This window comes from Cytobacillus depressus (genome assembly GCF_008923245.1).
GTDB classification, from domain to species: Bacteria; Bacillota; Bacilli; order Bacillales; family Cytobacillaceae; genus Cytobacillus; species Cytobacillus depressus.
Genome location: NZ_WBOS01000022.1, coordinates 1 through 23765, shown reverse-complemented (window position 1 = coordinate 23765; position 23765 = coordinate 1). Strand labels below are relative to the sequence as shown.

Annotated in this window: 29 protein-coding genes; all 29 read left to right on the top strand. The window is 41.2% G+C overall.

Annotation, left to right across the window (positions count from 1 at the left end):
* A complete protein-coding gene (locus tag F7731_RS23570) occupies window positions 1–531 on the top strand; it encodes a hypothetical protein (RefSeq protein WP_151537242.1) in 531 nt (176 codons plus the stop codon).
* The gene (gene terL / locus F7731_RS23565) at window positions 452–1816 is read left to right on the top strand and encodes a phage terminase large subunit (RefSeq protein WP_151537241.1); all 1365 of its coding nucleotides are present in this window, start codon (window positions 452–454) and stop codon (window positions 1814–1816) included. Before F7731_RS23570 ends, terL begins: the two co-directional genes overlap by 80 nt.
* A 29-nt stretch (window positions 1817–1845) precedes the next feature.
* Entirely contained in the window at window positions 1846–3315 is a 1470-nt protein-coding gene (locus F7731_RS23560; RefSeq protein ID WP_151537240.1) for a hypothetical protein, read from the top strand.
* Window positions 3316–3335: 20 nt separating this feature from the next.
* The gene (locus F7731_RS23555) at window positions 3336–4145 is read left to right on the top strand and encodes a phage minor head protein (RefSeq protein ID WP_151537239.1); all 810 of its coding nucleotides are present in this window, start codon (window positions 3336–3338) and stop codon (window positions 4143–4145) included.
* A 1-nt stretch (window position 4146) separates the two neighbouring features.
* Window positions 4147–4389 carry a hypothetical protein gene (locus F7731_RS23550; protein WP_151537238.1) on the top strand — a complete coding sequence of 81 codons (243 nt, stop codon included), beginning with the start codon at window positions 4147–4149 and terminating at the stop codon, window positions 4387–4389.
* Between the two features lie 91 nt (window positions 4390–4480).
* Window positions 4481–5731: a hypothetical protein gene (locus tag F7731_RS23545; RefSeq protein ID WP_151537237.1), complete on the top strand. Its 1251-nt coding sequence runs from the start codon at window positions 4481–4483 to the stop codon at window positions 5729–5731.
* Window positions 5731–6120, top strand: a complete 390-nt coding sequence (locus F7731_RS23540; protein WP_151537236.1) for a hypothetical protein — start codon at window positions 5731–5733, stop codon at window positions 6118–6120. Before F7731_RS23545 ends, F7731_RS23540 begins: the two co-directional genes overlap by 1 nt.
* 31 nt (window positions 6121–6151) lie before the next feature.
* Window positions 6152–7195, top strand: a complete 1044-nt coding sequence (locus F7731_RS23535; RefSeq protein ID WP_151537235.1) for a phage major capsid protein — start codon at window positions 6152–6154, stop codon at window positions 7193–7195.
* Between the two features lie 21 nt (window positions 7196–7216).
* A complete protein-coding gene (locus F7731_RS23530) occupies window positions 7217–7525 on the top strand; it encodes a hypothetical protein (protein ID WP_151537234.1) in 309 nt (102 codons plus the stop codon).
* Between the two features lie 47 nt (window positions 7526–7572).
* Complete coding sequence (locus tag F7731_RS23525; RefSeq protein WP_246197421.1) at window positions 7573–7920, top strand: hypothetical protein; 348 nt, start codon at window positions 7573–7575, stop codon at window positions 7918–7920.
* A 7-nt stretch (window positions 7921–7927) separates the two neighbouring features.
* On the top strand, window positions 7928–8284 hold the full coding sequence (locus F7731_RS23520; protein ID WP_151537232.1) for a hypothetical protein: 357 nt from the start codon (window positions 7928–7930) through the stop codon (window positions 8282–8284).
* A gap of 5 nt (window positions 8285–8289) precedes the next feature.
* Window positions 8290–8697 (top strand): HK97 gp10 family phage protein, encoded by a 408-nt coding sequence (locus F7731_RS23515; RefSeq protein WP_170289789.1) that lies wholly within the window; start codon window positions 8290–8292, stop codon window positions 8695–8697.
* A gap of 9 nt (window positions 8698–8706) precedes the next feature.
* Complete coding sequence (locus F7731_RS23510) at window positions 8707–9060, top strand: hypothetical protein (protein WP_246197420.1); 354 nt, start codon at window positions 8707–8709, stop codon at window positions 9058–9060.
* 11 nt (window positions 9061–9071) lie between these two features.
* Window positions 9072–9374 carry a hypothetical protein gene (locus tag F7731_RS23505; protein WP_151537230.1) on the top strand — a complete coding sequence of 101 codons (303 nt, stop codon included), beginning with the start codon at window positions 9072–9074 and terminating at the stop codon, window positions 9372–9374.
* Complete coding sequence (locus F7731_RS23500) at window positions 9374–10210, top strand: hypothetical protein (protein ID WP_151537229.1); 837 nt, start codon at window positions 9374–9376, stop codon at window positions 10208–10210. The genes F7731_RS23505 and F7731_RS23500 overlap by 1 nt, the downstream gene beginning before the upstream one ends.
* 220 nt (window positions 10211–10430) lie before the next feature.
* Window positions 10431–10715: a hypothetical protein gene (locus F7731_RS23490; protein ID WP_151537227.1), complete on the top strand. Its 285-nt coding sequence runs from the start codon at window positions 10431–10433 to the stop codon at window positions 10713–10715.
* Entirely contained in the window at window positions 10708–11334 is a 627-nt protein-coding gene (locus F7731_RS23485; protein ID WP_151537226.1) for a poly-gamma-glutamate hydrolase family protein, read from the top strand. The genes F7731_RS23490 and F7731_RS23485 overlap by 8 nt, the downstream gene beginning before the upstream one ends.
* Window positions 11335–11372: 38 nt before the next feature.
* Window positions 11373–11870 carry a hypothetical protein gene (locus F7731_RS23480; RefSeq protein ID WP_151537225.1) on the top strand — a complete coding sequence of 166 codons (498 nt, stop codon included), beginning with the start codon at window positions 11373–11375 and terminating at the stop codon, window positions 11868–11870.
* On the top strand, window positions 11792–12196 hold the full coding sequence (locus F7731_RS23475) for a hypothetical protein (RefSeq protein WP_151537224.1): 405 nt from the start codon (window positions 11792–11794) through the stop codon (window positions 12194–12196). Before F7731_RS23480 ends, F7731_RS23475 begins: the two co-directional genes overlap by 79 nt.
* A 48-nt stretch (window positions 12197–12244) precedes the next feature.
* Window positions 12245–15652 (top strand): tape measure protein, encoded by a 3408-nt coding sequence (locus tag F7731_RS23470; RefSeq protein WP_151537223.1) that lies wholly within the window; start codon window positions 12245–12247, stop codon window positions 15650–15652.
* Window positions 15653–17116 (top strand): distal tail protein Dit, encoded by a 1464-nt coding sequence (locus F7731_RS23465; RefSeq protein WP_151537222.1) that lies wholly within the window; start codon window positions 15653–15655, stop codon window positions 17114–17116.
* A complete protein-coding gene (locus F7731_RS23460; protein WP_151537221.1) occupies window positions 17117–19975 on the top strand; it encodes a phage tail spike protein in 2859 nt (952 codons plus the stop codon).
* A 10-nt stretch (window positions 19976–19985) separates the two neighbouring features.
* On the top strand, window positions 19986–20486 hold the full coding sequence (locus F7731_RS23455; RefSeq protein WP_151537220.1) for a hypothetical protein: 501 nt from the start codon (window positions 19986–19988) through the stop codon (window positions 20484–20486).
* Window positions 20434–20658, top strand: a complete 225-nt coding sequence (locus F7731_RS23450) for a hypothetical protein (protein WP_151537219.1) — start codon at window positions 20434–20436, stop codon at window positions 20656–20658. Before F7731_RS23455 ends, F7731_RS23450 begins: the two co-directional genes overlap by 53 nt.
* 51 nt (window positions 20659–20709) lie before the next feature.
* Entirely contained in the window at window positions 20710–21597 is an 888-nt protein-coding gene (locus F7731_RS23445; RefSeq protein WP_151537218.1) for an N-acetylmuramoyl-L-alanine amidase family protein, read from the top strand.
* On the top strand, window positions 21597–21896 hold the full coding sequence (locus tag F7731_RS23440) for a phage holin (protein WP_151537217.1): 300 nt from the start codon (window positions 21597–21599) through the stop codon (window positions 21894–21896). The genes F7731_RS23445 and F7731_RS23440 overlap by 1 nt, the downstream gene beginning before the upstream one ends.
* A gap of 145 nt (window positions 21897–22041) precedes the next feature.
* Complete coding sequence (locus F7731_RS23435; protein WP_151537216.1) at window positions 22042–22620, top strand: hypothetical protein; 579 nt, start codon at window positions 22042–22044, stop codon at window positions 22618–22620.
* A 166-nt stretch (window positions 22621–22786) separates the two neighbouring features.
* Entirely contained in the window at window positions 22787–23059 is a 273-nt protein-coding gene (locus F7731_RS23430) for an AbrB/MazE/SpoVT family DNA-binding domain-containing protein (protein ID WP_151537215.1), read from the top strand.
* A gap of 36 nt (window positions 23060–23095) precedes the next feature.
* Window positions 23096–23500: a type II toxin-antitoxin system death-on-curing family toxin gene (locus F7731_RS23425; RefSeq protein WP_246197418.1), complete on the top strand. Its 405-nt coding sequence runs from the start codon at window positions 23096–23098 to the stop codon at window positions 23498–23500.
* Window positions 23501–23765 lie beyond the last annotated feature (265 nt).

Below are 23765 nucleotides of genomic sequence, written 5' to 3'. Positions count from 1 at the left end.
TTGTCTAAAAAGCAAAATTTAGCTCCTTATGAAAGACGAGAAGGTGAGTCAGCAAAGGCATTTGAAGCCTTTGTAAAATACAGGAACATGGGGATTGAAAGAAGTTTAACGAAAGTTAGTCAAGAGTTGGGCAAATCGACTACCTTGTTAAGCCGTTGGAGCAGTCAGTGGGATTGGGTGGAACGAGTCAAGGCATATGACATGGAAATGGACCGTCAAGCCTTGATGCAAGAGGAAAAGAAACGAAAAGAAATGGTTAAAAGACATGCTGCTTTGGCAACAAGTTTTCAGTCCAAAGTGCTTGAAAGAGTTCGGAATCTAAATCCTGCTGAATTAAGCACCAATGATCTAATAAGATGGTTTGAAATTTCTGTGAAAATTGAGCGTCTTTCCAGAGGGGAGCCAACGGACATTTCTTCTCATGAACATGGGGGAGAGGTGAGCCAGAAACATGAGCACAGCTTTGAAGAAGACATTGAAAAATACGCAGAAATGTACGACCAAATTAGAGGAAAAGAAAAGAAGTCGTGAATTTGCCCATTTTGTAAAGACAGTTCTTGCTAATCCTTTTATACCGAATAAGCCGACTATCAAGCAAATGGAGTTCTTGCTTCTGAATGATAAGGAAGCTCTTTATGGTGGAGCGGCAGGGGGCGGTAAATCGGATGCCTTGTTAATGGCTGCTTTGCAATACGTCCACATTCCTGATTATGCGGCAATTATTTTCAGACGGACTTATAAGGATTTAAGTTTACCCGGTGCTTTGATGGATAGGGCAAAAGAATGGCTGAAAGGAACGAAAGCCAAATGGAAAGATAACGAAAAAACATGGATTTTTCCAAGTGGAGCGACTTTGACGTTTGCTTATTTGGCTTCTGAAAACGATAAGTACAATTATCAAGGTTCTGAATACCAATTTATCGGTTTTGATGAATTGACTCAATTTGAAATGAGTCAATACACGTATTTGTTTTCACGTTTGAGAAGATTGAAAGGTTCCACTGTTCCCATACGTTCCCGAGTTGCTTCCAATCCGGGCGGCAGAGGGCATGAATGGGTGAAACAGCGGTTTTTAATAGAAGGTCAAGACAAAGGACGGATTTTCATTCCTGCCACTTTGGAGGACAATCCGTTCTTGGATACAGAAGAATACGAGCTTTCCTTGATGGAGCTTGATCCTGTTACCAGAAAGCAATTACGCCAAGGGGATTGGGATGTTCGAACTGACGGTAATAAATTTAAGAGGAATTGGTTTGAAATCGTTGACGATTTCCCGAAGGATGCAAAGCTTGTAAGGTATTGGGATTTGGCTGCCACAGAACCAAAGAAGGGAAAAGACCCCGATTGGACAGCAGGAGCCTTGCTTGCTGAAAAGGACGGCATTTATTATATCGTCAATATTACGAGGACAAGGACAACTCCAAAAGGGGTTGAAGAATTGATTAGGCAAACAGCCGAAATTGACGGAAAAGAAGTTTATATTTTCATGGAGCAAGAGCCGGGTTCTTCCGGTGTTAATACGATAGATCACTACCAAAGACGAGTCCTTAAAGGGTTCGTCTTTTATGCTGATAAGGTGTCTGGAAGCAAGGAAGTCCGAGCTAATCCGTTATCTTCAGCAGGTGAAGCAGGCAATGTGAAGCTTGTTCGGGGCGCATGGATTAATGACTTTTTGGATGAATTGGTAGGATTCCCGAATGAAGCGGCTCATGATGACCAAGTGGATGCGGTTTCTGGCGCATTCTCCAAACTGAACGAGCCTAAAGAAATGAAAAGAGCTATTCTTCCAAGACTGGGCGGTTTGAAAGTCAAATAGAATGCTGAATCTTTAAAGGGGGTGATGGATTGGGATTATTCGATTGGTTCAAAAAGAAGAAAGATCCGGAATATGATGTGGATCGTGTCATTCGTTCGGCTGCCAGAGCAAAAGCTGTTACAGGCAGGGTGAATCGAAGAAAAGAAACCTACGACAAATGGGAACAGCAATTCTTCTGGTACGAGGGGATTATCCATCGAAATGAGTACAAGACCAAAAATGTGATGGAAAACCTGAAGATGATACGGGATATAAATCCTGATGCTTCCATGGCAATCTGGAATTTGCTCCGTCTCGCTAACTCCGGTCATGAATTAGAAGTGGAGAATCCAAATGGAAAGTTTGATAAAAAAGCCACGGAATATTGCAACGAGCTGGCAAGAACAGTGGGATCTCTTTATGGTGGCGGTGTGGACCAATTAATAAATGTCCTTTTGCTTACGGGATTTACACAGGGGGCTATTGCTCTTGAAGTGGAATTGACAGAAGGATTGGATGGAGTTGCGGACTTTCATCCGGTAGATCCCGTTACGCTGGACTTCAAAAGGAATTCAAATACCGGAAAGATTGAATTGGTGCAGAAACAAACAAACGGAGAATACAAGGTTTTGAATCAAGAGACCGTGTTTTACTTTCCTTTTGACCCTGATGTAGGAGACCCCCATGGAAGAAGCCCGATTCTGCCAATTTTGCAGATTATCTTCTTTCAGATTGAAGTGCTGAAGGATTTGAAAAAGGTCATCCATCATCAAGGGCATCAACGCTTCGATATTAAGGTTTTAGAAAGTGCGATTATCGAGAACATGCCTGACGACATTAAGTTTGCTGGTCCTGATGCAGTAAGGGATTTTGTCATGAATTATGTGCAGGACATCCAAAACCAGATGGAGCAACTAGAGCCTGATGCTGACTTTTTCCATACCGATTCTGTAGAAATTGATATGGCTGGCGGAGCGATTGGACATTCACTTGATGCCACAAGGGTTATTGACATTATTAATCAGCAAGTCATAACATCCCTGAAGCAATTGCCGATATTGTTAGGGCGTAATGAAGGAACCACAGAGACACACGGAACCATCCAATGGCAAATATATGTCAAAGGGATTGAGAGCTTACAGAGGGGCATAAAGCGGTTGTTAGAGAAGGCTTATAATGTTTCCCTCCAGGTCGCAGGATTCCAAGGAAAAGCCCGACTGACTTTTGATACATTGCGTGTGACAGACCGTTTAAAGGATGCGCAGGCTGAAAAGCACGAAACGGAAACAAAGATTATGCAGATTAATCAAGGCTGGATTAGCAATGACGAAGCGGCAATGAAAATGGTTGGGCATGAAGCTGTGTCCGAGCCGATAAAGCCAGATCCGATGCAATTCACGATTCCGAAACAGTACATGAAAAGGCTAGAGGATAACGAGGAAGATGCAGAAGGCGAAGGGCAAGAGGATAGACAGCAGCGTTTCTTTGCTAAAAAAAAAGAGCTGATAATGAATTCATAGTCGATACAGACCACGATTATGTGAGTGATCTGGAAGAGATGACTGAAGAAGCGATTCAATCATTTGAAAGATTCATGGAAAATCAGCTGAATTTGTATATTGAGAGATTGAAAGATGCGCCTGACATTCCTACAACCGTTCTTACTGAAGCTCATTCTTTGCGGAGTGTGCAGAGAGATAAGAAGCCCGACCCTCCTTTTCTATTTAAAAATTGGGTGAATGTCTACATTCTCTATGATTCATGGGACCAAATGGAAATGTGGATTGATATAGCAAGGGGCTGGATGGAGAATGCTGCCGTTCTTGCTGGTATGGAATCTTTGTTGGAGATTGCGCCTGAAATCGAGTTCAACCAAAGGGATGGTAGGCTTCTTAGGTGGCTGTCTGAGCGTTCCAGAAGGAATGCCCAACTAATACAAGGGGTGACGGATGAAGACGTTCATATGACCTTGTGGGATGTTGTATATGAGGGGCATTTCTCTATTAAAATAGCTACCGATGCTTTAATAGATACCTATGGCTTCAGCAAATCAAGAGCGGAGACCATTGCCCGAACTGAAATCATTTCTGCAGGCCGAGCTGGTCAATACCATGGAGACTTGCAATCTGGCATAGTGATCGGTAAAAGATGGAGAGCCGCATTGCAGGAACGGACTAGAGACCACCACCGGATAGCGGATGGACAGGTTGTTGCCTTTGACGAGCCATTTATCGTGAATGGTGAATATTTGATGTTTCCGGGGGATAGTTCGTTAGGTGCTGGCGGAGGGAACACGATCAATTGCAGGTGTTGGTACGAAAGGATATTGGAAGGAGAGGAATTAAAATAACATGGATGTTAATGCTTTTATGAATGGTTATATACCAAACCGGATGGAGCCGAAAGGAGCTAATAGGAAACTAGATGTGGAGATTTATAAGAAGCCTTCTCCATTCATGAAAGACCTGTTTCCCGATAATCCGGCTGTAGCGGCAACATTCAACATTTTGAAGGAGGATTACGGTTTTACCTCCGACATGATTTGGCGAATGGCTGAGAAATTGAACGAGTTGAGGAAGCAGAATGAAATTTAAATGGGAAGATATTTTCTTTCTTGGAGCGTTCGTTTTGCTGGTGCTATATATTTTGAATCAATTCGGAGTAATTTGAAAGGGGGTGAAATGATTGAGCGAGCTGGTACAGATTCCGGTAAGGATTAACCAAATCAACGTAAGCGAAGAAGACCCGGACACTTCGTTAATTCTGGATAAAATTAATCGTCTGACACTGGAGCCTTTTCGGTCGATGGAAGAATTTTATGTTTTTTCAGGGATTTGCTCTAATGACAGGCTTGATTCCTATTACACGAAGATGGACCCGGAAACGACTTTAAGAAACTACACCAACGATTTAAAACAAGGTGTAAGCCTTCTGCCTTCCCATGATATTATGCAATCCCCTTTTGGCCGTTCTTATGACGGTGTGCTTGAAAACAATGAGGTTGATTCTTATTGGTATATAGTAAGGGATTTAACGATTAATGGAGAAAAAACCAACGACACCATAAGAGCCATTCAGACAGGAATCAAAAGAGATTTGTCCGTAGGCTTTGGTGGAGACAGGCTTTGGTATAAATGTTCTTCCTGTGGTCGTGATATGTGGGATTGGGAATGTCCGCACTTTCCTGGTCTTGAAGATGAAAACGATATGAGAACCTTCGCTTGGATAATGGATGCCCATTTGAGAGAGGTTTCAACCGTTTATAAGGGAGCCACACCGGGGGCTTATATTAATAAGGCAAGGCAATTTGTCGAGCAAGGAGACTTGCCGTATAGCGAAATATTGAAGCTGGAGAACGCTTATAACATCCGTTTGGATAATGGGAAGCGTTCTTTTTATATGCCTAAAAATGAAACGAAGGAGGATGAAGAAATGACACAAGCAGCAAGAAATAATTTATTGGACGATATTCGTTCAGCTATCCGTGAAAACAAAATCGAAAAAGCGGTTGTTTATGACATTTTAAGTGAAGAAGGAGATCCGTTCCGCCAGCCGGAGGACATTGCTCTTCGTAATGAATTAGGAAAGGATTATTCATCCATTCAAGCTATCCGTCAATTAAAGAAGGAAGCACAGCAAGGGCGCAGATATTTAGCTGATGTGATCGACCAAGCGGTTGCGGCTCGCGTTAAGGCACATGGCGATACCTTCAATGCGGAATCTTATCGCACCATGCTTTCCCTTTCTGGTGACATTGACCATATCAAAGAGGAAATTGATTCTTATGAGCGTATTGCCAAACAACGCTTTACTCCGGGGAGACAGACGGAGCCTGAGAATCTAGGAAAAGAAGAAGAAGAAGAGCCGACTTCGGAAGGTTCCGAAACACGATTTGAAGAGGACGATAATATTTTCACGCAAGGGAGTGCTGAATAATGCCAAGAGTTAATACGACTATGCCCGATTCCTACGGTCTTTCTTTGACCGTTTATGTTCCAACTGCTTCGGAAGCGAATCCGATTGAGACAGGAGACATTCTTTCTTGGTCTACTACTTCAGGATATAGTGCGGTTCCAGCAGGGGCAGGAGATGCGATTCAATTAAGAGCCAAACATCCGGTAACTGACCCGTTGGAGCCTTTAGGTGTTCATGCTTTTGGTTTCAGCCGTGTGGAAAGATTGCCATTCGAAGGAACAGCCCCGGCATTGGGTGATTCGGTTACAGCTGACGGCAAGGGCGGAGTTACCACTGCTGGGGATGCAAATGGTTCTCGGGTTCTGTATGTTGACGTGGCAGCAGGGCTTGTTGATGTGGCATTGCCATAGAAAAAGATTACTAGAAAAGGAGTGAACATCATTGAAAATTAAAAATAGATTCGGTAAAGAAGTAGAAATTGCAACAGATAGTTCCATTCAAGGAACTTTAGCGAAACGATTTGATTCTAAGGCGGCTAAAAATGCTTCGTCTTATCATTACAAGCGTTATCTTCAGGACATGGGTGTATCCAGAAAACAAGTCATGGAAGCTTTGGGCATTCAGGATTTCGGCAAGATGCAAGTCCGGGCCTTATTAGAAAATGACGGCACGAAGCCACTCTTCAACACAATCGTGGAAGACGGGCTTCGCATGGGATTTGATAGAGGTTCAAATTGGCAGCGGCTTATAGCTCGTTCCATTCCATCAGACCAATTTACACAGCAATGGTATTACCTTGATGAAGAAAGCGTAGATGCTGACTTGCTTGATGTTGGGCAAGCGGCTCCTATTCCTACCGGAACGCTGAAGTTAGGCGATCAGTCTATCAAGATGCATAAGCGTGGACGAGGAATTGAATGGACAGATGAATCAAAGAGGGCAAATATTGACCTTGTGGCTTTGTTCCTTCAGCGCATGGGTCGTGCTCTTGGCAGACAATATGAAAATGTTGCGGTGAATCGTCTGTTAAATGGTTATTTCTCAGATGGCTTTGATGCAGCACCGACATTGGGCATTGCTAATGCCGGAAATTTAACCCTTGCAGACCTGTTTTATGGCTCAGCTTACATGAATCAGGAATTGGGCTTTAACCCGAACCTTGCCATTATGAACATGGAAACAGCGTACAAAATCACGACATTGCGTGATGGGGATGCTTATGTTTACCGTGATGAACTGCAAAATGGACAATTTGCGGATGTGATCAATTCTCAGCCGTTTATTAGCCAACAGGTTCCAGACAATCGAATTATCCTTGTGGACACTGATTTTGCTTTGGTTCGTTATGAAGGACAAGCCTTTGGCGTTGAGTCTGAGCGTTCAGCCAAGACACAGGTGGAAGGCTCTTATGGTACGGAAATCTCTGAATTTGTGCCGTTTGAAAAGAATGCTCGACTGATCCTGACATTAGATAATGCACGATAATTTCCATTAGGAGGGTTAACCATGCCAGAAAAAAAGGAAACAGCTAAAAAGTCTACTGCCAAAAATATCAGTGAAGCCAATGCTTCTTCCACTGAGCCAACGGAAAATAAGGATATTGATTTAACGACAGAAGAAAAGACAGCCCTTGACGTTCAGAAAGCTTCTAATTCAGGAAATCCATATAGCGGAAAGTTTAAACTGAAAGACCCGGACACCCAATATGCAGAGCCGGGCTTTACGCTTACTGGAGATCAGAAAGCTGAACTTCCTGAAGAACCAAGCGCAGAATTGCTTGCTCGTATTCGTTCTGGTTTTATTGTTAAAGCCTAATGTTTATAACCTCTTCAGAAATCCGAGACCTCACTTCTTTTGAGGAAGTGAGGGAATTATCGGATACGGATATAAAGCGTTATATTGAACGAGCAGATGCTTGGATAAGAAGAGCTACAAGTAGGGATTTTTCTGAAACGGAGAACACGTTTATTCAAGCTGACATGCGAACAGCCACGCTTTTGCTGGTTGAATACATTTGGTATTGGGATAACCCGGAACCAAAAGAAGAAGCTATGAGCCATGATGAAATTATCCGTTTGGGTTCCTTCACAGTGCATAAAGAATCTGCACGAAGTGGGGAGCTTACTGGCATGGATGAATTAGACTTTATCTTAAAGACATACCGATACAAGCCGACAGTCGGACTGTTTCAGGTTTTGCGGAAAGGATAGGTAGGCCATGAGAATTCGCACTTTACTCATTCACAGATGTTCATTGCTCACACAGGGACAGGTGACAGGTCAAGACCCTTATGGCCGGGATATTATCGAAAAAGTGGAAATCGTGAATGTGCCTTGCCGTTTTGATCAGATTCGGCAAAGAGCTGCCGCAAATGAAACCGGAACTGATTTTCTTTTCGAAAATATTTTTTACTTTGATGCGAATCCTGAAATATCGCTTGTTGAAGAAATAACCAATGTCACTGACAAGGAAGGGAATCCGGTTTTGCCGGGTTCTTTTTCTGTTGTCAACATTGTTCCGGTTTACGGCATAAAAAAACTGCACCATTATGAAGTCGCAGTAAAAAGGATGTGAGGATATTGGCAAGAGCCGGTATTAACATTCATGTGGAGCTGGATAGAAGAGCTTTAAATTGGTTTCAGAGGGAAGCACCCCAGAAACTTGAAACAGCAAAGAAAAGGGTAGTTGAAGCTTCTGGAATGGTTTGGGCTGACCGAGCAAAAAGCATTACCCGAGAAGAGAACCATATCGACACGGGTTTATATATAAATTCGATTGGCTATTCCACAGGAGGAAGTCCTTCAGGAAAACCGATTAATGAAATCCAGAATGAAGGAAACCAGACCGTCCTGAAAATCGGAGCTGATGTGGCATATGCCATTTACCTTGAAAAAAGTTATGCCATATTTGCCAGAGCTTTAGATACTTCCCAAGAGCGTATGCAAAATGTCGCGGCAACACAGGTGATAAATACTTTGGGTTTGTAGGAGGTTCTTATGATTGATTACGTTGATCCAATCCCTCCGGTTATCCAAATGTTGAAACCTCTTTTTACACAGCGCATTTACGGAAATCTATTTCCGCCGAACATTGCAATGCCTGCCATTCTTATACGAAATGCAGGAGGAAATGGATATACACGGCTTCAAATCCTTGTAAGGGCAAATAGCGATATTGATGCCATGCAGCTTTTGATTGATGTGATGAATACCTTGGAGCGCAATGCATCCTCTATTCAGTTAAGGGGTGCTTGGATTGAAAAAGAATCCAATCCTTTGCCGGATAGGGATGAAGTTACCGGAAAATATGAAGCTTGGGCTTATATGAGAATGGAACATTTAGAAGCATAGGAGGGTTTGCAATGGCTCAAAAAAAGACTAATACGAAAAAGACTTCAGAAAAAAGCCAGAGTACCATTTCAAAAATTCAAGTGGTAGGTCCAACAGATGAAACCAATGGAGCTCAAATCCTGAAGTTTTCGAGAGAAGGCAATAAAAATCCCCTTACCATAACACCGGGAGAATATTTGGATGTAGGTGAGGAAGGCGATATTTCGCAAGATGAAGCGCAATTGCTACTGAATTACTCACGATGGGAAGTTAGGGAAGTTGAGGATGGTAAGGTAGTTAATGTAGTTAAGGCAGCTAAGGAGGTTAAAGACTAATGGGAGATATATATAAGGTAAATTCAGACAGGATTGTTGGAGGACCCGGACGATTAGTTTTTAAGCCGTATGATGGCACGTATCCTGATACGATTAGTGACGTTATGGACACGGCTTCACCTTATTCCTTGGAAGATGGCTGGCAGGACTTAGGGGCAACCAATGACGGTATCGCCACTTCTCGTTCCTTTGATACAGAAGAGTTTGAAGTAGATCAGGTTGTTGGTGCTGTTGATACTGATATCACTTCTTGGGAGCATACACTCGAAACCAATCTTGCTGAAAATACGGTTGAGAATCGAAAGCTTGCATTGATTGGTGGAACAATTATAGAAAGTTCACCTGTTCTGGGAACGTCTACAAGTTTAACGGGTGATATAGCGCTTAATGCAACGATTTTAAAAGTCGCTTCTGGATCTGGTTTTGCCGAAGGTGGATTTATAGGCATTACCGAAGAGTCTAAAAGTGAGACGAAGAAAATCGCCCGAATTAACGGCAATACGATTTATTTAACAAGCCCTTTGGAAAATGCGTTTACGACAACTGCAACTGTTTCTCCTATTACGGAGCTGGGCTATAAGCGTATTGGGTATGGTACAGTGCAAGACGTTCCTTTCCATACGTTTGCGCTGATTAGTCAGAAGAAAGACGGCTCCCTTTATATGTGCGTGATCCGTAAAGCGAAAGTATCTGGTGAAGATAAAGAGCAGACCTACTCAAAAGAAAAGCGATTGCTGCCATTGCAATTGTCGGCATTTCCTGTTGATAATGTGGCACAAGAAGAGAATGTTTATTATGAAATTGAACAAATCGTAAGCACTACCTCCTTTCCCTGATGAAGCAGGAGGGGGATATGTAGACCAAGAGGAATCTCCTGCGGAGCCACCTGTCACAGAGGAACCTCCTGTTGAAGAGGAGCCACCTGTCATAGAGGAACCTCCTGCTGAAGAGGAACCACCTGTCACAGAAGAGCCTGTCGAAGAGGAACCTCCCATCATAGAGGAGCCGCCTGTCACAGAGGAACCGACTGACAATGGAGAATACGTTGAGATAACGATGATCCAAGATTCTACTGGGGTATATTTCTCTCCTGCTATTAATGTTACCGGGCATAATCGTGTATCTATTATTCTGCAAGCTACACAGGATGGAATTGTTGATGTAGATGTTTCAGAAGATGGAATTACCTGGTCAACTCATGAAGGAATGGATTTAATAGCTGATGAAAAAACTTCTTATCAAGTGCTTATGGATAACAATCAACATGTTAGGTATAGCGTGAATACAGCTGGAACCATTACAGCATCTTCTATCTACATGGGAGGGTTCGTAAATGGCTGATTTATACCGTAATTTTAATGAACTAAGCAAAGCATATAAAATGAGAATTCAATTTGATCTTAGAATGAAAAAAGGTTCTTCTGGAGTCATTTATTTTACGCCCCATGGTGGCGGAATCGAAGCAGGATGCAGTGAATTGTCCGAGTTTTCGGCTGACGCAGATGATTCTTATTACATTTTTGATGCGAAGTTAAGCGCAGGAAATGCTGATATGCATGTAACTAGCACCAATTATGATGAACCTAATGGTCGTAGATTAGTAGCTCAAAATGATATAGCGGTTGCTTATCACGGCTACAGTGATACCAAAGTAAAAAACACCAAGATTGGTGGACGAGATATAGAGTTACAAAATCTGATTGGCGAAGAATTTACGGCAGTGGGTATTCCTTGGGAGATAGAACCAGCAGGCTCAGGAATTGCTGGTGCAGAAGCAAACAATATTGTGAATATAACGACCAGAGGTGCAGGGGTTCAGTTGGAAATTTCAACTTTACAGCGCACTTCTTTTTTTACGACTAACACGGCTGCTGGGCGAAGAAATACAAGATTACCCGAATTTGATAATTATATAGATGCGGTGAAACGTGCCGTAGCAAGGTACAAAGCAACATTATAAATTGAGTAAGTCTATTAATTACATGGGGAGTGACCACTGTGGAAAAAGTATTGAACAAGCTTGATATTGATAAAAACATAGGTGAAATTCCTTTGACCAATGGCGGTACTTTGGAAGTACCGAGAATCAGCATGTATAAGATTATTAAGATTGTGAAGTTCCTTGGGATTGATGCCATAAAGGTTTATAACGATGCGCAGGAAATCCTTTTCGATGAAAATCTCGATGATTTTACAAGGATTGCTCTTGTTTTAGAGAGCATTAAGGAAGAACAATTGATTCGTATTTTCTCTATATTGCTAGATTTAGAAGATAAACAAGCATTAAATTTAGACCCGAATGAAATGCTTGATGTCATCCTTCTATACGTGGAGAAAACAAATATCACCAAAACTTTTTCTCAGGTCCGTCAGATATACAAGAAGATATTCAAGCGGGATCTGCCGGACATTTCGGAATGGATAAATCAGAGAGTGCAACAGGCCAACGAGGAAAGTCAGGCGATCGAGGACAGTCAGAATGGGAAACAGTCTTAAATAATTTCGTTCTTAAAATTGAGACGGTGAGCAGCCATTTTAGATACTCGGAAGAATACGTTATGGAGCATACTCCAGATTGGTTGGAGCGAAAATACATCCAAGCCATGAGGGAGAAATGGGAAGATAACAAAACAAAAGTTTCTAGCGTTTTCCAATCGATTTGCTTTGTTCTGGATACCGTATTTAATAAAGGCGCACATTTAGACAGTTTCTTAGAAAGTTCTTTTGAAGATGTAATAAAAGCAAACAACTCAGAAAATCAGAATAGGTCAAACTTCATCACGGCTCAGTGGTGGAAGAAGGTAGAAGAAAAGTCCTCTTAATTAGGGGGCTTTTCTTTTTTTATATACCTCTAAATTGGAGGTGGAATTGTGGCAGATGTAGGCTCGGCTAATATAAGAATTACAGCTAATGATCAAAGTGCAAGGACTGTCATACGGAATTTTGCGACCAACTTCAACAGGCAAGGCCAAGCGTTGGCGCAATCGGTCTCCAGTGGTATGCAGGGGGCTGTTACTGCTGCTCAACAGGCGGCTTCAGCAACAACGAATGTAGCTCGGACAGCCAGCGAAATTGGCCCTTCGTTCGAAAGAGCTTCAAATTCTATCGGAAATGCCGTGCGAAGAAGTATTATTGCCCCATTTAAAAGTGCGATTGGTATTGTAAAACAATATGGTGGGGCACTTGGTGTTATGAGTGCCGGAGGATTAATAAGTGCCGGGGTTAATCGTTTATCGGTTATTGAAGATGCGAGAATCGCTCTAAAAGTTATGCTTGGTGATGCTCAAAAGGTAGAAATATTTATGGCTGATGTTTTAGCGTTCGCCAAAACGACACCCTTTGCATTCCCTCAATTAGCGACTGCGGCAAAAAACATGGTTGCGTTTGGTATGGACACTAAGAAAGTCATTCCAACCCTAAAGGCGGTAGGGGATGCGGCAGCGGCTTCCGGTCGTGGTGCAGATGGGCTGGATATGCTGACTACAGCATTTGGTCAAATGCAAGTTAGTTCCAAATTGTCACTCGGTCCCATTCGAAGCCTAGAGCAAGTTGGGGTTCCTGCCGTTACCATTCTCGCTAACAAATTTGGCCTTTCTGCTGATGAAATGGAAAAGAAAATCACAGGAGGTGCCATTAATTCCAAAGAAGCCATTGATATGCTTGTTGATGGAATAGCAAACGGCACAAAAGGAATAGCAGGAGAAACCAAAAAAATGGGTGGAGTCATGGAAGAAATGAAAAACAGTTGGCGAGGTTCCGTTGACAGTTTGAAATCTTCCATTTCTTCAACCATGGCAAATATTATGGAGCCGGCAATCCCTCATATTCGGGCTTTTATGAGGTGGTTTGGTGATCAATTTAAGAAATTACCAGATTTGATTTTTGGTGCAGTAAAGAAGATAAATGGCCAGTCTAATGGACTAAAAGAGTTTGGTAAAGCACTCATTCCGATATTTAACAATTTGCTTCAGGTTATAGGGGCAATCGCACCAATGGTAGGAACCGTATTAGCTGGTGCCATCGGTGTTCTTATGAAAACTCTCCCTCCGGTACTGAAATTCTTAACGGATATTATAGCTGCTATAACGAAATGGGAAGGGTTTGTTCCTATTGTTGCCGGGTTAGTTACTGCCTTAATCACATACAAGACAGTTGTAACTGGAATTGCTACAGCTCAAAAGGTCATGAACGCTGTACAAAAGGCATCCATTTTGCTTTATAACGCCCATCGTGCAGCTATGATTGCATTTGCTTTATATGGTGGCGGTGTAAAGGGAATTATTCAAGGAATGGCGGCTGCCATGCGTATTCTGAATATCACAATGCTAGCAAACCCGATAGGCATTGTAATCGCATTAATTGCTGGATTGGTTGCTGGGATCGTCATTGCCTACAAGAAAAGCGAAAAATTCCGCAAAATAGTCGATGGACTATGGAAAGCATTAAAAGAAGGCTGGGAAAAAATCGCCGGAATATTCGGTCCGCCACTTCAAAATGCAGTTAGTAAAGTAAAGGAACAATGGCAAAAAGACACTGAAGATATGAAATCTCTATGGGTGAAAGTGAAAACCCAATGGGAAAAAGATACTGAGGATGTAAAGGAAAAACTTGGTCCACCACTTCAAAACGCAGTCAAAAAAGTCAAGGATCAGTGGGAAAAAGATACTGAAGATGTGAAATCCCAATGGGCGAAAGTAAAAACTCAATGGAATTCAGACCTTGAAGATTTGAAGTCATTATGGAGCCGAGTCTCTAATAAATGGAAAGAAGATACGGATGATGTAAAGAAAAAATTCACTGAAGATTTACCGAATGCATGGAATCGGATGCGGGAAGCTATTCGAAATTCGCCAGATACTGTTCCGCAAAAACTGGACGAGTTGAAAAAATCCTTCAATTCTTGGTTTGAGCAAACGAAAAAGGATATCCCTGTCAAGTTAGCTGGATGGGGTTCGGCATTCAAGTCTTGGCTAGAAGCTCAAAATGAAGAGAATAAACGTCAGTATGCTGAATGGGGACGAAGCCTTCATGATTGGTTTGGGTCGATGCCAGATAAAATCAAAACGAAAATATCTGAATGGTGGAACCCAATCGGTGAATGGTTCAGTTCTTTACCTGAAAAAACATCAGCGAAATTATCTGAATGGTGGCAGTCCATCGGTACATGGATTGGCACTAAATATAATGATTGGAAGCAGTCCCTTGAAAATTGGTGGATTGGTATTGGTGAATGGTTTTCTACATTGCCTTCCCGAACAAAAGCCAAATTAGATGAATGGTGGACTTCCATCAAAACTTGGTTTATTGATACAAAAAATAATTGGAGTCAATCCCTTGAAGATTGGTGGAACGGCATCAGTCTATGGTTTTCTACATTGCCTTCTCGTTCAAAAGCTAAGTTGGATGAATGGTGGCTTTCCATCAGGGAGTGGTTTACCAATACAAAAGAAAAATGGAATCAATCCCTAGAAGAATGGTGGCAGACCATTAAAGCTTGGTTTAGTGGTTTGCATTTTAAGCCTGAAGTGCAGGATGCTGGGAAAAACATCGTCAAAAAAGTAAAAGAAGGCACGAACATGGAAAAGCAAAACTTCATGGACAACATAGGTAAAATCGTTGTTGATGCTATCTCTTTCATGTTAGCCGCGGCAGTCATTATCGCTTTTGCTGCTGGTCGAGAGTTAATCAAACGTTTGATTGATGGATTAACAAGCATGAAAAGTGCTCTCGGTGCAAAATGGGAAGAGATTAAAAGTGATATGCTCAGAATCGTTCAAAATATTGATCTATATCAAGCTGGTAAAGATGCCATTCAAGGCTTTATCAATGGTATAGGGGATATGATCGGTTCTGTCCGCACGAAAGTTGGAAATGTGGTGGATGCACTCAAAGAAAAATTGGCTGCAAAGCTACAGCTAGGAAGTCCATCTAAGCTGTTAAAGCAATATGGAGAATGGACATTTGAAGGTTTTGTTATTGGTGCAGACAATATGCTTGGAGAGATTCGGAATATAGCAGGAAAGGCAGCGGAAGCCATTGTTCCGAAGCCAAATATTACTCCCCAATCGTCAATCACGGGAGCATTAAGAAATTTAGGCAATCCCTTCATGAATTTTTCTTCCGCAAACACCGGAGCGGTTCAAGCGGCTGGCGGACCTTATGTATTCCAGGTCAATCTTAATGGAAAGAAAATTGCTGAAGAAACCTATGAGGATATTCAAGACTTGCAAAACAAAGCAGAAGCAAGGGCAAGAAGAGCTAGAGGGGAGGTGCGTTAATTGTCTTTTACCTTTAAAGAAACTTCGAGCCAAGCTTATTTTGTCGTGGAAAAGGTTTATCGGTCACTTCTTCCTCCAGTTGACAATGACTTAGTAGAAGTGCCGGGGAGACCCGGAGCTTATCATAGAAAAACAAAGCTGGGCGTTTTAGAATTTAATTTTCAAATTAGAATCAGACAAAAAAACGTTCGTGCTTTAAATGATGCCAAGAGAACCATTGCTGAATGGCTTTACTCGGAAAACCCTGAAAAATTGGTGCTCGAAAAGGAGCCTGATAAATATTATTTGGCTAAATTAGATGGGAATACGGATTTAGAGGAAATCGTCAAAATTGGGAAGGGTACTTTGAAATTCATTTGTCCTGACCCTATTGCTTTTGACCAATACGAGGTATTGGCACCTATTCCATTAGGAACAGAAGCGGCGAACATCAATGTGGATGGCACCTATAAAACGTTCCCGGTTGTAAGAGCTACTTTTAAAAAGGATACAACCGTCTTTCTATATGCGACTGAAAATGAAAATGAGCAAGTTTTTTTAGGAAAGCCTGTTGATGTGGATACCGAGACAGCCGTTCCTTTATTCACTCGTGTTTTATATGAAAGGTTTGAATCTCTTCCGAATTGGCAAGTCTCTACAACCGGAGTGGAATATGGTACAGCAACCGGAAGTATGAGAATAGAGAATGTCGGCACAGGCTATGTCACCTATGAAGATATTGGTACTGGAGTCAATTGGCATGGGCCATCTAGGAAACGGTCTTTGCCTGAGCCTTTGGATAATTGGAAAATTGACTTTTTCCCAAGATTCAAGACGAATGTTGCTAAAGAATTGGGCAGGATTGAGCTGTATTTGCTTGATGTCAATTCGGAGATTATCGGAAAAATGTACATTGGAGATCGGTACAATGCTTCCATGCTGGTGGATACGAAAATAAGAATCGGTTCGGATGTCAATGGAGTCAATATCTTACAAGGGTCTGGAGATAAGCCGGGAGTATGGAATGACTTTACCGGGCAAATGCAATTCATTAAAACAGGGAGCAGATTTCAGGCTTATATAGGAATCATTAATTATAAGACAGGACAGCACCATACGAGAAAATACGAAAAGTTTGTAGACTCCAAAAATCAGTTCACCAAGAAGTTAGCGCAAGTTCAAATCTATATCGCTGGTTATGGAACGGCTCCGATTCCGGTAAGGGAGCGAATGTTTATTGACCATTTGGACGTTTATAAGCAAAATATCATTCAGAAAAATCAAGTTGAGTATATTGCTCGGGCTGATGATGTGATAGAAATTGACCATTACACCAAAGAAATCACGAAGAATGGTATGCCGTTCAAGAAATACCTTAACCCGGTAAGCAATCTTTTTTCACTGAAACCGGGAAGCAATGCGATTGGTTTTCAGCCTTCTGATGTGGCAGATGTGGAAGTTTCATATAGGAGCAGGTGGTTGTAATTGATTTATCTACTGAATGAAGCTGAAGAAATTGAAGCGATTTTAGAAAATGACGATTCGGCTGCTGCCCATTATTGGGATGATGAAATCCATGAAAAGCTAAATGATGCTTTTATGACTTTGACATTTACCATGTCTTCTTATCATGAAAGTGCTGGTTCTGCCATTGTGGGCAATAAGGTTATCACTACTGATAAGGAAAATAACCTCCAGATATTTGAGATCAAGACAGCCGACACAGAAGATGATGAAAAGAAAATTTATGCGGAACACCTTGCTCTTGAATTGAATGGAAGGATTATTAGACCAACCACCTTTAACGGTGTAACAGCTGAGCAATATCTGAAAGCCGTTCTTGGAGAAACAAGGTGGAAGCTTGGGATTGTTGAATGGTTCGGTTCAAAAACCATTACTTTTGAGGAACATCAGACAGCGGTACAAGCCATTATTACCGGAGCTTCAGAGTTTGATGGGGAATTTAATTTCCGTGTAAATCTGACTCATGGAAAAGTCACTGGATGTTATGTGGATCTTGTAGAGCGCAGGGGAGAAGATACCGGAATTATTGTATCTTATGACCATAATGCTACTTCTATTAGAAGGACCGAAAGTGCAGAACAGGTATATACGGCATTGATTGGGCTTGCCCGAGGTGAAGGAGATGGGTATTTAACCTTTGAATCCGTTTCTGCCAAGGATAAACCTTTAGGGCAGGATTGGATTGGTGATGAAGAAGCCCTTCAGCGTTTTGGAGTCCTTCAGGAAAACGGGGAAAGACAGCATTATTTTGGTGTTTATACTTGGAATGGTACCGGAAAAATCACTCCTGACAGGCTTTTGATGTGGACCCGGAGAAGACTTGAACAACTCAGCAAGCCGAAAATGACTTATGAAGTCGGGGTATTAGACCTTGAAAAAATAACCGGATACGACCATGAAAAGCTCAGAATGGGTGATGGGCTTAGTGTTCAGAATTTCGACTTTCAACCACAGCTATTAGTTTCAGCCAGAATCGTTGAGTATATCTGGAGCAAATCCGATTCCAGCCGAGACAAGTTGATTATTGGCGATTATCGAGATATTTGGAAGGAAAGCCCCTTTGCTGCCATTGGAAGTTTGCGGCAAACCATTCTTAGAAATGCGACTAAATGGGAATCAGGAGGCACAAGAACCATTCGTAGTGCTGTTCCTCCGACCGATTTAGAAGCAATTTGGGTGGATACCACTAATCCCTTCTTTGACATTTTTAGAACGTATAACCCTTCAACAGGGTTCTGGGAGAAAGCAGCACCAACAGCCCCCGGAGATATTGGAGCCGAAGATCCAGAAGGCGCATGGGAAAAAGCAAAGGAAGCACAGAAAGATGCTGAATTGACAGCGTTAAAGCAAAGACAAAACGTGCTTCATGGAACAAAAGAGACCGTAGACGGTCAATATCAAGAGGTTTTTAATAATCAGTATTTGACAGCTGGGAAAGAAAAAAGCTATTTGGCCGTGACTTATAGCAACGTCAATGCTGTTTATAATCAAATAAATGCCCTTATGTCAGACTTGATAGCTCGAAATAGCTTTACCGTATCGGAACAGGATTATTTGCAGACCTTGGAAGATAATTTCAAGGCAGCACTTAATCCTTTTTATGTTGCGATACAAGCGGCAGAGCATTTCATTATTGACAGCCGTTCTACTGAAGCGGAAAAAGCGGCAACGGATTATATTGTTGAATATGCCGAACAGAAAATAACCAAAGGCAAATTGCCCCCAGGTAATCCTAAATTATATGAGCTTTGGCTTGATACCAATGTGCAGCCAGCCGTATGGAAGCAATGGAACGGTATAGAATGGGAGAAATTTACCCGAACAGATCTGGGTGAAATGGCGGGGCAAATTGGAACAATACAGCTAGAGGACTTTGCTGTAACCACCGAAAAGATAGAAGAATCAACCATCACTGGAGACAAAATTGCAGGAAAGACCATAACAGCTTTAAACATAGCATCAAATACGTTAACTAGTAATCTGATTTCTACTGCTGGTTTAGATGCAGGAGTGATTAAAACGGGGTCCTTAACAGGTGTAACCGTGGAAGTGACAAACGCTGGTATGACAGCGGCTGGAACGGGTTCGACAGATATTCGTATTTGGGCAGGGGCTACCTATTCCTCCAGAGCTTTAGCACCTTTCCGGGTTCAGCAGAATGGAAGAGTTGTCGTTTCTAATATTGATATTACAGGAGGAACACTTAACATTGATTCTTCCATTACGGTCGGTAATTCCATTACAATCGGAAATCAGGGTTCTATAGATCAAAAGTCCCTCTTTTTTAATAGAAATGTTTCCATTCGTGGCGGAGGTGGATTCATTGGTAATATGCTTCAATTTAACGCTAGTGAATTTCAATGGACAGCTTCCGTTCATTTGCTTAATTACGGATGGGATTTAAGGAATTTCGGCGTGTACAGCAAGGTGAAACTTACCGTTCATGATGGTGTTGAAACGGAGCTTCATGATACGTTGCGTGTCAATGCGAGAATGTCTATTAACGATGTTGGAGCACGAGGAAACAGCACCTATTTCACAAGAGGATTTTGGGAAACGAACACGCCAGAAACTGGATTTTGCGGAGTCGGAGGAATGACAAGCGGATTTTCGACATCCGTTGCTGGTGTTGGAGTGAATTTCAGAACGCCCAAAAGCTATGTTCCGGCTAGTATTTCTCTTGCAAGTACAAGTACAAATATTCTATCTGGTTCAGATGTCGCTGCTATTGATATTGGCACTAATGGATTCTGGCTTTATGTAAATGGAGGAAATACGGTTAATAATTATCGTTATTGGAGAGGAAGATACACAGCATAGGAGGGATTTAATGCCGCAAATTCAAGAAGTTTCTCCCACTTCCCTTACAATCCTTTGCGATTGTGGGGAAACTTTTGTACAGGATATTGAGAATTTCAATCCGAAATTTGTAGATGAATTTGGTCAGTATGAAAATCTAACAACCGATCCTTGCCCCAATTGTGGAATGCAGCATATTTTCAATATGAATTTGCCAGAAACGGGGTTAGAGGAACAGGAGCTCGAAGAAGAGCCTTGGATGCCCCCAAACGAAAAGGCTTTAAGGGCAAAGATAAGGGGATTAATGTGGCTGAAAAGACCTGATTTAAAAGGGAAAAACCTGCAAAAACTCCTTCAAGAAAAGAAAGCTTTCATTGAAGAAAAAAAGAAAATGAGTCTGCCGGAAATCAGGGAAGAATTTTTGGAACGTCAAAGAAGAATAGCGGAGGGATTACCTCCAGAAGAAAGGGGGAAAAATAATGAACAACCAGCAAGGAATTCGATTAACTCAGGAACAGTCAATAAAAATTAACAAGGCATTTAAAACCGAGTTCGTAGAAATTTACACTTCTGCTATCCAATGGAGAACGCTTTATCAGGATATGGTATCTCAGAATGAGCAACTAATCGCAGAGATAGAAGAACTTAAAAAGAAAAAGGAAGAACAATCCGATAAGTTTCAAAAAGAAAATAAGGCTGGCTAAGGAAACCACAACAATTGTTAGTGGTTTTTTTATTTGAAAGGATGATGAAAAATGCCATATAAAGTCTGTCTTTCATACGGTCATGGATCTAATACTTTCAAGGAAGCTCGTTCAAAAGGTGTCATTGTAAATGGGGTTGCGTATGAGGAACATACGCATAATGCCATTGTAGGGGAAAAAACAAAAAAAGTAATTGAAGCACACGGGATACAAACTCTTGTTGTGCAACCTCCATTTGGTCGTGATGTACCTTTGCAAACTCGCACTAATAAGGCGAATAGCTGGGGTGCAAACCTTTACTACTCCATTCATTCAAATGCAGCAGGGTCAAGTACGAGAGGATACACGGCTTTTTATTGGAGTACGTCTGCGGTAGGGAAAAAAGCGGCTGAGATATATGCGAAATATGCAAAACAAGCAGGCTTCCCTTTATATCACAATGGAGTTTATCCATCTGTGAGAGGTACTTGGAACGATTTTCACGAGTTAAGAGAAACACGAATGGTCGCATTGCTCACTGAAAATGGATTCATGACAAACAAAGACGATTTCCCTTTAATCTTTTTAAACAAGGATCATTCACATGATAGAGAAGCGGAAGTCCATGCAAAAACCATTTTGGAATATTTTAATATTCGCTATGACCCAAACAAGGCTAATAAATTTATTCCGGCATTGGCACCGAAACCTGTTGTTGTAACTCCTAAGCCTGTTGTAACTCCTAAACCTGTTGTAACAACTCCGGAGGTGAAGAAAGGTATGAATTTAGCAGATTGGCAGTTTGAAGAATTGGAAGCGGCATTTAAGTTTGCGAGAGAAAAAGGAATTTTCACTAGTGATCGCTGGGAGAAACAGTCCAAAGACAAAAGCCTGACCAATGACCAAGCCGTATATGCTGCAATTACTCTTTGGTATCGCACTCATAAGGAGGGCAAATAATGATTAATTGGAAGATCCGTTTTAAAAATTGGTTATGGGTATCGGGCTTTGTTTCTCAGATTATGATAATCGTTCAGTTACTCCTGGTCGCAGCTAATGCTCTTGGCTGGACTGATTTTTCATTGACGGAAGAAATTAAAGCGTGGGTAATAGCTTTTGCTAATGCGATATTCATTGCTTTATCCAGTCTAGGACTTGTTCAAGACCCCACCGTTGAAGGTGTTAGAGATTCACCGAGGGCTTTGAAAAGAGAAGAACCTTTAAATGTAGAAAAAGACAGATGGAATCCTTATTTGTAGAAATCTAGCTTCTGCCCTCCTAAAAAGGAGGGTTTTTTTAAATATTTTCATATTTTAAAAGGTTTAATTAAATTTTTTTAGGGTATCCTGTTGACCAATAGCGAACAAAATGTGAAATGGAAAATATAGAAAGGAGAAGGAAAATATGTGTACTAACTTAGAGTTAAAGCTCAACGAAGGCAATAAGAATATGGAGTTTAAGCTATCCGGATACAGTGAAGAAAGTTCTATGATGATAGTCCAAAGCCTAATGAGGGTTTTCGCTTCAAGTGAACAAACTCCTAAAAATCCCGAAAAATTGGATTTTCATATACCAGCGAATTTCTTCCAACAGCGGAGACAACAGAAGGACGAGGAAAAGAAAGCTATTGAATCAAGTATTAGTAATAATAAAGTAGCAGCCACCCAAGAAATAGTGACAGAAGATATTCCTCAAAATCCCATTCCCCAAGAAGAGAAAGAAGAGGAAACAGCAGAAATTAATCCAGAAGCATTTTTTGACCTCGATTTGTACCAAACTTATTATATATGTACCTGTGGAGACAGAGGAAAGCACCGTATCAAGCGTTCTCAGATTTACGTGAATTGCTGGAAGTGCGGCAAACGCATGAGAGTGCGTGATGCTCACATGGAGGGATTCCCCCAAAAAGACGGCTATGGAAATACATATATTGCTGGTGAGTTCCGTAGAGCGGATGAAGTAAAATACGGAGCGTATATATAATAGAAGAAAGAGGGCTTTTGCCCTTTTTTTGTACATAATTGCTTAAAGGATGTTTACAGTGCAAACAATCGTGTTATAATGTAACAACATAACAATGTTAGAAAATTGTTATCCTCTAACGTATAAGCTGCATATATATGGATAAGATAGGAAGGAGATATGCAGAATGGAGTTAGTTATGGAGAGAAAATACCAAAGAAAAGTTCACCAACAAGGAAATAGTTTGTCTGTAGGAATACCTTCACAAGTTGCTGAAAGACTCAAATTGAAAAAAGGCGAAACGCTTGAAGTTGAATTTAATGAAGAAACACAAGAGCTTCTTTATAGAAAAGTTAAGGCTGTTGAACTTCCAAAAGGATTTGACATTGAATTTCTTGAAGTATTAAACGGTGTGCTTGAAGATTATGATGAAGCTTTGATAAACCTTAAAGATAGATAATTGTCTCATGGTGGAGTTTAGGGGGATATAAAAAAAGTGTCAGTGCGATATTTAACAGGCAGAGAAATACAAATAATCCATTATACCATCATGAAAAGACACAATGACATGGATCAGGCAGGAATCAAATTTCAAGATAGATTTGAAGCCATGCTGGAACGCCCTAAAATTGAAATGTACGGAGAGGAAATGTTTCCTAGTACTGAATTAAAGGCATGCTGCTATTACCACTCTATAGCAAAGCGGCATATTTTCCATAATGGGAATAAGCGAACAGCATTAGCTACTTTCATTACGTTCTTGCGATTGAACGGCCTGAACTTGTTAATGACCAATGAAGATGCGGAAAGTTTCACTGTGTATCTAGCAGAACATGAAAAGTTTAAATCAAATGATGCCATTGAGTATCTTTATGAAGAAATCAAAGAATTTATTGTTTAAAAGGCTCCTTTTTTAAAAAGGGAGCTTTTTTTCTATAATGTAACGACATAACAACGTGATCATTTAAAACAAAGTTTGATAATTTATAATAAGGCTTGATTAGAAATCCTTTATCAAAGCAGGATTTTTTATTATTCCACAATCGGGCCATTTAATGGAGGAAGAATAACAAGGAAAATTGAATACTTAAGGTAATGACTGTATGGTGTTTGTTAAAGATTGTACTCAAACTAACGGAGCAGTTTAGTTTAAGAAGGGATATTAA

What these genes read in the sequence shown, in the direction of transcription:
- F7731_RS23520 (WP_151537232.1), top strand. Translation starts at nt 7,928, where the DNA reads ATGAGAATTCGCACTTTACTCATTCACAGATGTTCATTGCTCACACAG.
- terL (WP_151537241.1), top strand. Translation starts at nt 452, where the DNA reads ATGAGCACAGCTTTGAAGAAGACATTGAAAAATACGCAGAAATGTACG.
- F7731_RS23430 (WP_151537215.1), top strand. Translation starts at nt 22,787, where the DNA reads ATGGAGTTAGTTATGGAGAGAAAATACCAAAGAAAAGTTCACCAACAA.
- F7731_RS23550 (WP_151537238.1), top strand. Translation starts at nt 4,147, where the DNA reads ATGGATGTTAATGCTTTTATGAATGGTTATATACCAAACCGGATGGAG.
- F7731_RS23485 (WP_151537226.1), top strand. Translation starts at nt 10,708, where the DNA reads ATGGCTGATTTATACCGTAATTTTAATGAACTAAGCAAAGCATATAAA.
- F7731_RS23455 (WP_151537220.1), top strand. Translation starts at nt 19,986, where the DNA reads ATGCCGCAAATTCAAGAAGTTTCTCCCACTTCCCTTACAATCCTTTGC.
- F7731_RS23510 (WP_246197420.1), top strand. Translation starts at nt 8,707, where the DNA reads ATGATTGATTACGTTGATCCAATCCCTCCGGTTATCCAAATGTTGAAA.
- F7731_RS23450 (WP_151537219.1), top strand. Translation starts at nt 20,434, where the DNA reads ATGAACAACCAGCAAGGAATTCGATTAACTCAGGAACAGTCAATAAAA.
- F7731_RS23505 (WP_151537230.1), top strand. Translation starts at nt 9,072, where the DNA reads ATGGCTCAAAAAAAGACTAATACGAAAAAGACTTCAGAAAAAAGCCAG.
- F7731_RS23475 (WP_151537224.1), top strand. Translation starts at nt 11,792, where the DNA reads ATGGATAAATCAGAGAGTGCAACAGGCCAACGAGGAAAGTCAGGCGAT.
- F7731_RS23530 (WP_151537234.1), top strand. Translation starts at nt 7,217, where the DNA reads ATGCCAGAAAAAAAGGAAACAGCTAAAAAGTCTACTGCCAAAAATATC.
- F7731_RS23445 (WP_151537218.1), top strand. Translation starts at nt 20,710, where the DNA reads ATGCCATATAAAGTCTGTCTTTCATACGGTCATGGATCTAATACTTTC.
- F7731_RS23540 (WP_151537236.1), top strand. Translation starts at nt 5,731, where the DNA reads ATGCCAAGAGTTAATACGACTATGCCCGATTCCTACGGTCTTTCTTTG.
- F7731_RS23440 (WP_151537217.1), top strand. Translation starts at nt 21,597, where the DNA reads ATGATTAATTGGAAGATCCGTTTTAAAAATTGGTTATGGGTATCGGGC.
- F7731_RS23490 (WP_151537227.1), top strand. Translation starts at nt 10,431, where the DNA reads ATGATCCAAGATTCTACTGGGGTATATTTCTCTCCTGCTATTAATGTT.
- F7731_RS23500 (WP_151537229.1), top strand. Translation starts at nt 9,374, where the DNA reads ATGGGAGATATATATAAGGTAAATTCAGACAGGATTGTTGGAGGACCC.
- F7731_RS23435 (WP_151537216.1), top strand. Translation starts at nt 22,042, where the DNA reads ATGTGTACTAACTTAGAGTTAAAGCTCAACGAAGGCAATAAGAATATG.